The organism is Microbacterium sp. GCM10027623 (assembly GCF_042666935.1).
Classification (GTDB): domain Bacteria; phylum Actinomycetota; class Actinomycetes; order Actinomycetales; family Microbacteriaceae; genus Microbacterium.
This window is the reverse complement of the sequence record NZ_JBHTHE010000001.1, coordinates 728375-741646: the sequence shown is the minus strand read 5'-3', so window position 1 is coordinate 741646 and position 13272 is coordinate 728375. Positions and strand designations below refer to the sequence as shown.

Annotated in this window: 10 protein-coding genes; 7 read left to right on the top strand and 3 right to left on the bottom strand. The window is 70.0% G+C overall.

The genetic code is table 11. The features are described from left to right. Nucleotides 1–17: 17 nt before the first annotated feature. A complete protein-coding gene (locus ACFQY2_RS03420; RefSeq protein WP_378744220.1) occupies nucleotides 18–1553 on the bottom strand; it encodes an FAD-dependent oxidoreductase in 1536 nt (511 codons plus the stop codon). A gap of 163 nt (nucleotides 1554–1716) precedes the next feature. Here ACFQY2_RS03420 and ACFQY2_RS03415 point away from each other — a divergent pair, with 163 nt between their 5' ends. Then, a complete protein-coding gene (locus tag ACFQY2_RS03415) occupies nucleotides 1717–2658 on the top strand; it encodes an N-acetylglucosamine kinase (RefSeq protein WP_378744219.1) in 942 nt (313 codons plus the stop codon). A 210-nt stretch (nucleotides 2659–2868) separates the two neighbouring features. On the opposite strand, the gene ACFQY2_RS03410 is transcribed toward ACFQY2_RS03415, so the two are convergent. Then, nucleotides 2869–3576, bottom strand: coding sequence for a ZIP family metal transporter (locus ACFQY2_RS03410; RefSeq protein WP_378744218.1), 708 nt, complete (start codon nucleotides 3574–3576; stop codon nucleotides 2869–2871). A 68-nt stretch (nucleotides 3577–3644) separates the two neighbouring features. Here ACFQY2_RS03410 and argG point away from each other — a divergent pair, with 68 nt between their 5' ends. The 6 genes from argG to ACFQY2_RS03380 all read left to right on the top strand — a co-directional run bounded on the left by argG (nucleotide 3645) and on the right by ACFQY2_RS03380 (nucleotide 12168). Beyond that, a complete protein-coding gene (gene argG / locus ACFQY2_RS03405; RefSeq protein ID WP_378744217.1) occupies nucleotides 3645–5090 on the top strand; it encodes an argininosuccinate synthase in 1446 nt (481 codons plus the stop codon). A 208-nt stretch (nucleotides 5091–5298) separates the two neighbouring features. Next, the gene (locus ACFQY2_RS03400) at nucleotides 5299–5937 is read left to right on the top strand and encodes a TetR/AcrR family transcriptional regulator (protein ID WP_378744216.1); all 639 of its coding nucleotides are present in this window, start codon (nucleotides 5299–5301) and stop codon (nucleotides 5935–5937) included. Continuing rightward, a complete protein-coding gene (locus tag ACFQY2_RS03395; protein WP_378744215.1) occupies nucleotides 5934–6725 on the top strand; it encodes a hypothetical protein in 792 nt (263 codons plus the stop codon). The genes ACFQY2_RS03400 and ACFQY2_RS03395 overlap by 4 nt, the downstream gene beginning before the upstream one ends. Next, the gene (locus ACFQY2_RS03390) at nucleotides 6722–8527 is read left to right on the top strand and encodes a YhgE/Pip family protein (RefSeq protein ID WP_378744214.1); all 1806 of its coding nucleotides are present in this window, start codon (nucleotides 6722–6724) and stop codon (nucleotides 8525–8527) included. The genes ACFQY2_RS03395 and ACFQY2_RS03390 overlap by 4 nt, the downstream gene beginning before the upstream one ends. 172 nt (nucleotides 8528–8699) lie before the next feature. After that, nucleotides 8700–11360, top strand: a complete 2661-nt coding sequence (locus ACFQY2_RS03385; protein ID WP_378744213.1) for a penicillin acylase family protein — start codon at nucleotides 8700–8702, stop codon at nucleotides 11358–11360. Between the two features lie 46 nt (nucleotides 11361–11406). Then, nucleotides 11407–12168 (top strand): alpha/beta fold hydrolase, encoded by a 762-nt coding sequence (locus ACFQY2_RS03380; RefSeq protein ID WP_378744212.1) that lies wholly within the window; start codon nucleotides 11407–11409, stop codon nucleotides 12166–12168. 54 nt (nucleotides 12169–12222) lie between these two features. On the opposite strand, the gene ACFQY2_RS03375 is transcribed toward ACFQY2_RS03380, so the two are convergent. Then, entirely contained in the window at nucleotides 12223–13134 is a 912-nt protein-coding gene (locus tag ACFQY2_RS03375) for an endonuclease domain-containing protein (RefSeq protein ID WP_378744211.1), read from the bottom strand. Between the last annotated feature and the right edge of the window lie 138 nt (nucleotides 13135–13272).

Here is a 13272-nt window from a genome sequence, read left to right as displayed (position 1 = left end):
GGGAGTCGGTCGGAGCCCTAGGGCCGATCGTCGACCGGTTCGCGGGCGTCGCCGGGCAGTTCGGGCTCGTCCACCGCGTGCAGATCCTCCACCGCCGGGCCCTCGAGCAGGCGCCCGTCGGCGTCGAAGCGCGATCCGTGCAGAGGGCAGTCCCACGAGCGCTCCGCGCTGTTCCACGAGACGATGCCGCCCAGGTGGGTGCACACCGCCGAGAGCCGGCAGGTGGTGCCGTCTACGGTGGAGACCGCGGTCGGCTCCTTGTCGTAGGAGCCGACGAAGCCCTCGCCCTCGGCCGGGTCCTCCTCCGGGAGGGGGCGGAGGGCTCCCGAGGCCCAGCCCGAGGCCAGCTTGCCGGCGACCTCGGCGTTGGCGACCACGCTGTGCACCACGTCCTGCGGGAGGGTGATGCGGTGATGCAGGGTCTTGGCCCACGAGATGCTGCCGTCCAGCACGTCCGCACTGATGCTCAGCGCCGCGGCGACCGCGTTGGTCATGCCCCACTTGTTGTAGCCGGTGGCCAGCGCCACGCGGTGCCCGGTGCGCGGCATCCATCCCACGAACGGGACGAGGTTCATCGACTCGTAGTCCTGCGCCGACCAGGCGTGCGTGCGCTCCGCACCCGGGAAGCGCTCCTGGGTCCACTGCTCCAGGTCGTCGACGAGCCGCTGGGTGTCGGGCTCACGGCCGACCGTGTGGCCGTTGCCGCCGACGAGGAGGCGCTCCTCGCCCCCCATCGACGCCGTGCGCAACGACCGCGACGGCGAGTCGATCGAGAGGTACATGCCCTGCGGCAGTGCGGCGCCCGGCACGCGATACGCCTGCGCATAGGAGCGCAACGGCTTGGCCTTCGCGAAGTACAGGCCGCGATCCAGGATCGGGATGCCGGTGGCGAGCACCACGGTGGTGGCGCGCAGCTCGCCGAGGGGTGTGATCACCGTGCTGGGCTCACCGGTCTCCACCGACGTGACGCGCGCACCCTCGACGATCACTCCACCGTGGGCGCGCACGTCGGAGGCGAGAGCGGCGAGCACATCCATCGGGTCGAACTGAGCCTGATCCGCGAGGCGGATGCCGCCGCGCGTCTCGAACGGCAGCCCGACGTCGTCCACGCGCTCCACCTCGAGGCCCGCCTTGAGGCAGGCCCGGTATTCATCGTCGAGGCTCTTGATCCCGTCGTCGGAACCCGCATAGGTGAAGGCGTCGCGCCGCTGCACCGCCACGCCGTGGTCATCGAGATAGCGCAGCATCCACTGCTGCCCTTCCCTGTTGCCCTCGACGTAGGCCTTGAGCACCCTGCTCGATCCTCGCGAGAGGATGCCGGAGAGCACCCCGCCCTGCAGCAGGCTGAGCTTCGCGGTGCTGTGGCCGGTCGTCACCGCGCCGATGAAGCGCGCTTCGAGCACGGCGACCGTGCATCCGGCGCGGGCGAGCAGCAGGGCGGTCGTCAGGCCGGTCAGACCCCCGCCCACCACCACCACATCGTGATGGACGCCGGGATCGAACGGGTCGGACGGGATGCGCTCGCGCTGCTCATCGAGCCAGAGGGAGGTCACGATGGTTCTCCTCACGATGGGGACGGTGAGCGACAAGTACACCCCAGGTGAGACCGGTCCACAGGGGGGCTTGACTTCCGTCGGCCTCCTGCGCACGCGGTGGCCTACGCTTGCATCTGGCCGAACACTCGTCCGAGGCGGCACGTGAACGAGGGACCCGGGTATGCCAGACGCACAGCACCACAACGGCCCCGCGCTGCTCGCGATCGACGCCGGTCAGACGGGCATCAAGACGCGACTGGTGCACACCGACGGGTCCACCCACGATGAACTCTTCCCGGGCGTGCTCACCGACCGGCCGCTGCTGCCGCAGGTGGCGGGCGTGGTCGAATCCGCGCTGCGCTCCGCTGCGGTCGGCCCGCCGACCATCACCTTCGGCATCTCGGGGTTGACCGACGCGGAGGCCGAGGCGGCCGCTCTGCTGCAGCATCCCGCGCTCGCCGGCGTCGGCCGTGTGGTCGTCACGCACGACTCGGTCACCTCGTTCCTCGGCGTGCTCGGCGATCAGAACGGCGCCGTCGTCGCCGCCGGAACCGGTGTGGTCACCCTCGGTGTCGGGCCCGAGCACTCCGCCCGCGTCGACGGGTGGGGCTACATCATGGGCGACGCCGGCAGCGGGTACTGGATCGGCCGGGCCGCGCTCGACGCCGTCATGCGCGCCTTCGACGGCCGCGGCCCTGCCACCGCGCTGGCGGGCGTCGTGCAGGAGCGCTGGCCCGACCTGGAGACGGCGTACTCCCTCCTGCAGGCCTCCCACGACCGTGTGCGCACCGTCGCATCCTTCGCCGCGCCGACGGCGGCGCTGGCCGCGACCGGCGACGAGGTGGCGGTGCGCATCTGCCGCGAAGCCGCGGGCGAACTGGCCCTCGCCGTGATCGCGGCCCTGCAGGTCACCGACGCCCCGGACGACGCCGCCGTCGGCGCGATCGGCGGGGTCTTCGGGTCGGATCTCATCCGCTCGTCCTTCACCGATGCCGTGCGGGCCGTCCGTCCGCGCGCGCGGTTCGTGCCGCCCATCGGCTCGGGTCTCGACGGCGCCGTCTCGCTCGCGGGCCTCGGAGCGCAGCATCCGCTCCGCGAGCGCCTCGCCGAACTGCACCGCTGAACCCGGCCCCGCACCCGTCGGTTCACCCGCACCCGTCCGCCCACCCGCACCCGCCGGTTCACCCGCACCCGCCCGCCCGCACCCGCCCGCCCGCACCCGTCCGCCCACCCGCACCCGTCGGTTCACAACTCCGGAAAGACGGGGGCGGTCCGGGGCTCTGAGCCCCCGCTGGCGACAATCCGTACCGTATCTCCGGAGTTGTGAACAACGTCAGGCGGCGAGCGCCAGCCAGGCGGCGACCGCGAAACCGATGACCGTGGCCAGCCCGGTGGACTCCTTCGCCTTGGACTGCGCCTCGGGGACCATCGAGTCCACCAGCATCACCAGCAGCGCTCCCGCCGCGAAGCCGTTCGCCACCGCGCGGAACTCGTCGCCGACGGCATCGGTCAGGGCGAAGCCCAGGACCGTCGCGAGCGCGCAGACCACGGCGACCGCCGTCCACAGCAGCACGACCCGGCTCCTGCGCATGCCGGACTGCAGCAGGTCGGATGCCGACCCGATCGACTCGGGCAGGTTCGAGACGAGGATCGCGACCACCAGCGCCACGCCGACGCCGTCGCCGGACGCGAGTCCGATGCCGAGCACGAGCTGCTCGGGGATGCCGTCCAGCAGCGCCCCCACGGCGAGTGAGCCGCCGCCCGCCTGAGAGTGCTTCCTGGCCTGCCTGGCGTCGAGGATCCGTGCGGCCACGTAATAGCAGAGCGCCCCGGCGGCGACCCCGATGATCAGTGGGACGTGTCCGGCGAGCTCGACGCCCTGCTCCCACAACTCGAAGGCGATGGATGCCATCAGCGCTCCGGCGCCGAAGCCCAGGATGATGCCCAGCAGTCGCGGCGGCCAGCGACGCAGCAGCGCGAGTACGGCGCCGACGAGCAAGGGCGATGCCGCGACCACGCCCCACAGGATGGCTTGACCCATGGGGTTCACCGTAGTCGCGCCGGGCACCCCGCACGGACGGCTCGCGACACGCCGATAGACTTGAGCGCATGTCCAAGGTGCTCCAGTCCCTCCCGGTCGGCGAAAAGGTCGGCATCGCATTCTCCGGTGGTCTCGACACCTCCGTCGCCGTCGCGTGGATGCGCGAGAAGGGCGCCGTGCCCTTCACGTACACCGGCGACCTCGGGCAGTACGACGAGGACGACATCGCGTCGATCCCCGGCCGTGCTCTGGAGTACGGCGCCGAGGCCTCCCGCCTGGTGGACGCGAAGACCGCGCTGGTCGAGGAGGGCTTGGTCGCGCTGCAGTGCGGCGCCTTCCACATCCGTTCCGGCGGTCGCACCTACTTCAACACCACGCCCCTGGGCCGCGCCGTGACCGGCACGATGCTCGTGCGAGCCATGCGCGAGGACGGCGTGGAGATCTGGGGCGACGGCTCCACCTACAAGGGCAACGACATCGAACGGTTCTACCGCTACGGTCTGCTGGCCAACCCGCGCCTGCGCATCTACAAGCCCTGGCTCGACGCCGACTTCGTCACCGAGCTCGGGGGGCGTCAGGAGATGAGCGAATGGCTCGTCGAGCGCGGCTTCCCGTACCGCGACTCGGCCGAGAAGGCGTATTCCACGGATGCCAACATCTGGGGCGCCACGCACGAGGCGAAGACCCTCGAGCACCTCGACGTGTCGCTGGAGACCGTCGACCCGATCATGGGCGTGAAGTTCTGGGACCCGTCGGTCGCGATCGAGTCCGAGGACGTCACGGTCACCTTCGAGGGCGGCCGGCCCGTCGCGCTGAACGGCGTCGAGTTCACCGACCCGGTGGCGCTGGTGATGGAGGCGAACACCATCGGCGGGCGGCACGGCCTGGGCATGAGCGACCAAATCGAGAACCGCATCATCGAGGCGAAGTCGCGCGGCATCTACGAGGCGCCCGGCATGGCGCTGCTGTTCATCGCCTACGAGCGGCTGGTCAACGGCATCCTCAACGAGGACACCCTCGCCACCTACCACGAGCAGGGCCGCCGCCTGGGCCGCCTCATGTATGAGGGACGCTGGCTGGAGCCGCAGTCGCTCATGCTGCGCGAGTCGATCCAGCGCTGGGTGGGCCTGACTATCTCGGGCACCGTCACGATCCGTCTGCGCCGCGGCGACGACTGGACCATCCTCGACACGGTCTCCCCCAACCTGTCGTACGGTCCGGAGAAGCTGTCGATGGAGCGGGTCGGCGACGCCGCCTTCGGCCCCGTCGACCGCATCGGCCAGCTCACCATGCGCAACCTCGACATCGCGGACTCGCGCTCGCGTCTGGAGCAGTACGCGGGCCTCGGCCTGGTCGGCGGCGCGACCGGCGAGCTGGTCGGCCGCGTCACGGCGGGCGAGGCGAGCGAGATCACCGAGGCGGTCGAGGGCTCCGTCTCGGCACCGGACGGCGTCCTCACGGATGCTGTCGATGCAGCATCCGAGGGCGCGGCCTTCGACTCCGGCACCGACTGATCCCCGGTCTCTCGAACCCCCGGCCGCCTGTCATGGGCGCCGGGGGTTCGTCGTCGGCACGCCCGATCTGCGGACTGCGACCCGATCTGCGGAGGGATTGCCGACATTCGTCCGCTGATCGGGCACCTGTCGGCGGATCGGGCGGTGGATGCTGTGAGTTCGCTGGACTAACTTGCACAGCCGTGTGCAACATAACTACCCTGGAGGCATGACCTCCCGTACGCCCCGTGCCGACTCGCGCGCCAACCGCGCCGGCATCCTCGACGCCGCTCGCAGCCTGCTCGCACACGACCCGTACGCGTCGGTGGATGCGATCGCGCGCAGCGCCGGCCTCACCCGCCGCACCCTGTACGGTCACTTCGACGACCGCGAAGCGCTGATCTGCGAGCTGATCGTCACCGGTGCGCAGCGGTTCAACACCCTGGCGGCATCCGTGACAGAGTCGGATCCCCGAATCGCGCTCGCCCGCCTGGCCGCACTGCTCTGGCACGAGGCCGCGCATGTGCAGGTGGCCGCGGCGCTCGCGCTGGACGAGGCGCACGTCTCTCAGACCGCCGAGGCGCTCGCCCCGCTGCGCCGCATCGTCGCCAACATCGTGCGCCGCGGGCAGGAGAACGGCGGCTTCCGCACCGACATCGCCGCGCCCACCCTGGCACGCCTGATCGAGGAGGTCTCGCGCACGGTCGTCTCGCGCACTGTTGTCGTGGGCGCCGATGCCGCCTCCCCCGCGGCAGCCGACCTGGCGGTCCGCACCCTGCTGAGCATCGCAGGTCTCTCCTGGCGCGAGGCGGATGCCCTGTTGCACGCCCACCCCGACGTGCTCGCTCCCACGGAGGAGACCGAATGAGAGTCACCCTGGACGGCATCTCGAAGGGACGCCGCGGTCAGGCCCTGCCGGAGATGACCCTGAGCTTCGAGACCGGCCACGCCCGGTTCGTGCGCGCCGAGACCGAGCAGCGCCCGACGGTGCTCGGTCTGATCGCATCCGGACGGATGAAGCCCGACACCGGTCGCGTCACGATCGATGCGGAAGCGGATGCCGCGCAGCTGCGCCGCCGCATCGCGCTGGTCGACGCCCCCGAGGTCAGCGACCCGCATCCCGGAGTGAGCGTCGCCGCGGTCGTGGGCGAGGAACTCATGTTCGCGGGCCTCGCGGCCACGCCCGTGCATGCGCGGCGATGGCTGCGCGGACTCGGGTTTCCCGACATCGCGGGCACTCCGATCGGCATGGTCGATCCGGCCGCACGCGTGCGCATCCTGTGCGAGCTGGCCGTGCTGCGCCAGGGCGTCGAGGGCCTGGTGCTCGTCTCGCCCGACCGTCACGGCGGGCGGCCCGACGGCTGGTGGCGCATCTCCGCCGAGTTCGCCGAGCGCGGCTTCGCCGTGCTGGTGATCGTGGGCGGCGCAGCCGCGGCCGTGATCGCCGGCATGCCCGAGACCCTCGGTGCCGATCACCTGTCGGATGCCACGGCGGACCTAACGGATGCCGCATCCGCCGTCCTGTCCTCGCCCCCGCTCAGCTACCCCGCCCCTGCTCATTCACGTAACTCAGCAGGGGCGGCGGCGACCAGCAGGGGCGAGGACCAGGAAGACCAGGAAGACCAGGAAGACCAGGACGAGGAGACGGCGCGATGAAGGTGCCCTCCATGATCGCCGCCGAGCTGCGCCGACTGACCGCGAGCCCGATGGCAGTGATCGCCCTGTTCGCGCTGATGTGCGTGCCGATCCTCTATGGCGGCCTGTACCTGTGGGCCAATCAGGACCCGTACGGACAGTTCTCAGAGGTGCCCGTCGCGCTCGTCGTGGAGGATGCCGGCCAGGGCTCGGGAGACGTGAACTACGGCGACAAGGTCGCGGACAATCTGCTCGAGGACGGCGCCTTCGACTGGGAGGTGATGTCGGCATCCGAGGCCGCGCAGGCACTCAAGACCGGCACGGTCGACTTCTCCGTGACCATCCCGTCCGACTTCTCCGAGGCTCTCACCTCGGCATCCGGCGACCAACCGCACCAGGCGCGCCTCGAACTCGAGACCAATGACGCCAACAACTACCTCGCCTCGACGATCGGCACGCAGACCGTGGAGCGCATCCGCCGATCGGTCGCCGAGATGGTGGGCTCCGAGGCCGCCGGGCAGCTGCTGACCGGGCTGAGCGATGTGCGCGACAAACTCTCCGAGGCGACCGACGGCGCGACGAAGCTGCACGATGGGGCGGGAACCGCCCACGACGGCGCGGGCACGCTGGCATCCGGTCTGGGCACCCTGGCCGACGGCACGAAGCAACTCGCCGACGGCGCACGCAGCCTCGCCGACGGCGCGTCGCAGGTGAGCGCGGGCAATGCGCAGCTCGCAAGCAAGGCCGACAACGCGGCCGCCCTCGCGCAGCGGGCGACGGATGCCCTGCCCACTGCCCGCACGGATCTCGCCCAGGCGATGGCGGATCAGGGGCTGAATCAGGCGCAGATCGATGCCGTGCTCGCCAAGCTCGACCCGCTGGCGCAGAAAGTCGGCGAGGGCAACACCGCCGTGCAGGGCGCGGTCGACAAGATCGATCAGCTCTCCGCGGGGGCGCGTCAGGTGACGGATGGGGCGAAGAAGCTCGCCGACGGGGCGGGGAACGCGGCGTCGGGTGCGGCATCCGCCCGCGACGGCGCGACCAGTCTGCGCGACGGGCTGGGCACGCTGGATGCCGGCATCGGCACTCTCCGTGACGGGCTGGCGAACGGGGTCGATGCGATTCCGGCATCCACCCCCGATCTGCGCGACAGGCAGGCCGACACCATCGCCGACCCTGTGCAGATCGCGAACGACAAGGTCGCCGCCGCGCGCGACTACGGGCAGGGTCTCGCGCCCTTCTTCGCCGCGCTGGCCGGCTGGATCGGCATCTACGCGCTGTTCCTGATCGTCAAGCCGATCTCGCGCCGCGCTGTGACGGCGCTGCACTCCCCCATCCGCATCACCCTGGCCGGCTGGCTCACTCCCGCGGCGCTCGGCGCCCTGCAGATGACCGGCCTGATGGCGGTGCTCAGCGCGATGCTCGGATTCCACTTCGCCCACCCCTGGGGTGCGCTCGGCGTGATGGTGATGGCCGTCGCCACCTATACGGCGATCATCCTGGCACTGAACGTTTGGCTGGGATCCGTCGGGCAGTTCATGGGCCTGGTGCTGATGGTGCTGCAGCTCGTCACCGCCGGAGGAACGTTCCCCTGGCAGACGCTGCCCGCTCCCCTGGCCGCCCTGCACCATGTACTGCCGATGGGCTATGTCGTCGATGCGATGCGCCAGCTGATGTACGGCGGCGACCTGAGTCGCGCGTTCACCGACCTCGGTGTGCTCGCGCTGTGGCTGGTCGGCGGGCTGCTGCTGGCGGGCATCGGCGTGATGCGGATGACGCACAAGCGCACGCTGCGTGACCTGCAACCCAGCCTGATCGGATGATCGTCCGTGCACCTCCCCCGCTTTTTTCGTACCGGGTGCAGTTAGTCGAAGGTCTATAGACGACCCGACGATCAGCCAATCCACTGGGTAGGATGCGAGGGCGCGGCACCCGAGACGCGCCCCCGGACTGCGTGACACGGAGTCCCACGTTCTATCCGAGAGACTTTTGCTGATGTCGTCAGAGGCCACCGCCGCACCCACTCGTTCGCTTGCCGGGCGGATCGGCCGGATCGCGTTCATCGTGCTCGCCGCACTGGTGGTGCTCGCCACCGCCGCCGCGTTCTTCCTCACGTGGACGATCCAGCGCTCCTTCCCCGAGACATCGGGCGAAGTGACCCTGAAGGGACTGCAGAAGAACGTCACCGTGCAGCGCGACGACCTCGGCATCCCGACCATCACCGCCTCGTCCACCGACGACCTGTTCTTCGCCCAGGGCTTCACGCACGCGCAGGACCGGTTCTTCGAGATGGACTTCCGCCGGCACGTGACCTCGGGCCGGGTGGCCGAGATGTTCGGCTCGTCGCAGGTGCCCACCGACAAGTTCCTGCGCACGCTCGGCTGGCACAAGGTCGCCGAGCAGGAGGTCGAGGCGCTCGACGACACCACCCGCGGCTACTACGAGGCGTATGCCGCCGGTGTGAACGCCTACCTGTCATCCCACTCCGGCGCCGAACTCTCGCTCGAGTACGCCGTGCTCGGCCTGCAGAACGCCGACTACAAGCCCGAGCCGTGGAAACCCGCGGACTCGGTCGCCTGGTTGAAGGCGATGGCCTGGGATCTGCGCACCAACATCGGCGACGAGACCGACCGCGCGCTGCTCGCGGCTCACCTCGACGAGTCGGGTCAGACGGATGCCCATGCCAAGGCCCTCATCGACAAGGTGTATCCGCCGTACCCCTTCGACAAGAACCCGGTGATCGTGCCGAAGATCTCCACGGTCGACCCACTGCCGGCTGACGAGACCGGCACTGCGCCGGCCGCCTACACCGGAGGCAGCGAGTCAGGGGTCACCGACGCCGTGACCACCGTCGAGTGGCAGCAGGCCGACAGTGTGATCGAGGCGGCCAGCATGCTGCTCGGTCCGATCGGTGAGGGCATCGGCTCGAACTCCTGGGTCGTCTCGGGAGAGATGACCGAGAGCGGCAAGCCGCTGCTCGCGAACGACCCGCATCTGGGCGCCGCCATGCCGTCGGTCTGGTACCAGGTGCAGCTGAAGTGCTCACAGGTCACCGAGGCCTGCCCGTTCGACGTGGCGGGCTTCTCGTTCTCGGGTCTTCCCGGCGTGGTGATCGGCCACAACGCCCAGATCGCCTGGGGCTTCACGAACCTCACGACCGACGTCGCCGACCTGTACATCGAGAAGGTCGACGGCGACCAGTACTGGCGCGACGGCGTTCTGCAGCCGTTGGAGATCGAGCAGGACGTCATCAAGGTGGCCGGCGGCAAGGACGTCCCGCTCACCATCCGCCGCACCGTGCACGGACCGATCATCTCGGGGCTGACGGACGACTTCACGGCGATCGCGAAGCAGCCGATCGCGGGAATCGGCAAGGGGCAGGCAGAGGCCGTCTTGCCGCTGACCGACGCCCCGGAGATCCCGCCGGGCGACTTCGCCGTCAGCCTGCGCTGGACCGCGCTGGACCCGGGAACCACGGCGAGCGCGATCTTCGCCCTCGACACCGCGCAGGACTTCACGGACTTCCGCCGTGCGGCATCCGTCTTCGACGTCCCCGCGCAGAACCTGATCTACGCCGACAAGCACGGCAACATCGGCTACCAGGCGCCCGGCCGTCTGCCGATCCGCGGGTCCGGCGACGGCTGGTTGCCGCAGCCCGGGTGGGACAGTTCCTACGACTGGACCGGGTTCATCCCCTTCGAGAAGCTGCCGGTGTCGTACAACCCGCCGGAGGGTTTCATCGTCACAGCGAACAACGCGATCGTCACCGACGACTACGACTACTTCCTCTCCCGCGACTGGGACTACGGCTACCGGGCAGCGCGGATCGCCCACCTCATCGAGCGCAAGGCGGCGACAGGGCCACTGAACGCCCAGGACCTGCGCGACATCCAGATGGATGACGAGATGTGGATCGGCAAGCGGTTGGCCGTCGCAATGGACGGCGTGAGCGTCGACCGCAATGGCCCGAAGGCCGCCGTCGACCTGCTGCGCACCTGGGATGCCCAGAACCGCGCCGACTCCCCCGCTGCGGCCTACGCGAACGTGCTGTGGTCGAACCTCGTGCGCAACGTGTTCCTGGATCGTGAGGTGCCGCTGCCGGTGGGTGACCAGGGGCGGCTGTTCACGGTCGTCGGAACCCTGCTCGACGCGCCCGCCGACCCGCTGTGGACCAACGAGCGCCTGAACGTGTCGAGCATGGACGAGATGCTGGCGCTGTCGGCGTCGCAGGCCTACGACGAACTCGCCGAGGTGCAGGGCGAGGACGTGACGGGATGGAACTGGGGCAGGCTGCATGCGCTGACGCTGACCAGCTCCACGTTCGGCACCTCGGGCATCGCGCCGATCGAGATGCTGTTCAACCGCGGCCCGTACGAGGTCAGTGGCGGCTCATCGGTCGTGAACGCGACCGGCTGGCGTCTGGGCGAGTCGTACGCGACGACCACGGTGCCGTCGATGCGCATGGTGGTCGACCTGGCCGATCTGGACGCGTCGAGCTGGAACCATCTCACCGGCGCCAGTGGCCACGCGTTCAACCAGCACTACACCGACCAGACCGCCGACTGGGCGAAGGGCGTGCAGAGGCCGTGGCCGTTCACCGGCAAGGCCGTGGCCAGGGCCGCCGTCGACACACTGGTGCTGACACCGGCGAGCTGAGGACGCACGGATCTGAGAAGCCGTCGCCCGTTGATAGCGTTGAGAGATGCCGGAACGCCTGCTCGCCCCTGAGGGCGCCCCCGCGGATCTCGGCGAGTTCGAGCACGGCGGGGCGACGCTCGTCTACGAGGACTTCGGCACGGGAGCACGGCCGATCGTGCTGCTGCACGGCATCGGCATGGGTCGCAGCGTCTTCCTCGACTTCGTCCAGCGGCTCCGCCACCGCGTGATCGGGCTCGACCTGCCGGGCTTCGGCGAAGCGCCCGAGCCGGCCCGCACGCTCACCATGGAGCGGCACGCCGACCTCGTGGCCGCGTATCTGCGCACGCGCGGGATCACGGATGCCGTGGTGCTCGGCCATTCGATGGGCAGTCAGATCGCCGTCGAGGTCGCCGCGCGGCATCCGGATGTCGTCTCCGCGCTCGTGCTGGCCGGTCCCACCGTGAACAGCGCGGCGCGCAGCATCCGGGTGCAGGCGGTCTACCTCCTGCGCGACCTGATCGGCGAGCGTCCTGAGGTGCTGTGGCGGGGCGCCAGGGAGTACCTTCGCGGCGGGCCGCACCTGCTGCGCAAGATGCGCGCGACGATCGTGCACAGGCCCGAGAACGTCTACCCGCGCGTGCGGGTTCCCGTGCTGGTCGTGCGGGGTCAGCACGATCCCCTCGCGCCGATGACGTGGTGCCGCGAGATCGTGGACGCGATGCCGGACGCCCGGTTCGAGGAGATCCCCGACCACGGCCACGGCACGCTGATCAGCGACTCCCAGGCGGCCGCGATGAAGGTCCAGGCGTTCATCGACGGGCTGTGACCCGGTTCCGTTCGGAACTCCGGAGAACATGAGTGGATTCGCCGCGGGATCGTCCTAACCGGCCGCTGCGCGCCCGATTCTCCGGAGTTCTGAACCCAGCCGGTGTCCGAGCCGCGATCCGAACACCTCGACGACCGCTTGAACGGCCATGCGCACGTCGTCCGGCCGGTGGAAGATGTCCGACGCGAGCGGTCGGATGGTGATGTACCCCCGACGCGTGGCCTCGAGGTCGCGACGGCGGTCTTCGACCTGCTTGCCCCAGCCCTCATGGAACTCCCGGCTGTCGCACTCGATGATCAACCAGCCTTCGACGCGGAAGTCGACCCGTCCCACGCCGGGCACCTTCACCTGCGTCTCGAACGACAGACCGAGCGCCCGAAGCAGCAGTCGCATGAACGACTCCGGCCCGGACTCCGCCGACGGATCGACCAGACGCAGCAGGGCCTGGAACCTCGCCGGAAGCGTCCGAAAGATCTCCTCGACCTGCGCACGAGTGAGCAACCCGTGGTGCATCACGCTGTCGAGCGTGGCGATCGCCTCCCTCGGCCGCTGGCAGCGGATCGACTGACGCACGGCATCCCACACCGACACCGCGTGCGGCCGCCCGTCGCCCCGGCATCCGCCCCAGTGCAGGGTCGCACCCGCGGGCCGGCGATGACGACTGCGCGAGAGGTGCGGCGGCATGTGCACGTGCAGCGGGGGACGCTCGAAGACGAACACCCCGATCATGCGCAGAAGACTGAGGCACGTGAGCCTGCCGCCGGCTCGAACCGCGGCGGCGATCTCGTCCGGGACCTCACCCACGACGTAGACCCCGCGTCGGAGTCTGCGCAGCCGCCCCGCGCGTACGCCTGCGGTGATGTCCCGAGCCCTGAGCCCGGCGATACGCAGTTCGTCGCGGGTGAGGATCTGGATCTGAAGCACCTGCGCGAGCCGATCGGCGACGGTCTGTCTGGATTCGGACATGACCGTGATCCTGGCCGAGTACCGACCCCGCACAGGCCGGAATCCCAGTGTCCGGGGACAACTGACCGCAACACGACGACTGTGCAGGAGAATCCGCCGTTCACAACTCCGGAGGAACCGCGGGTGTCCGACACCCGA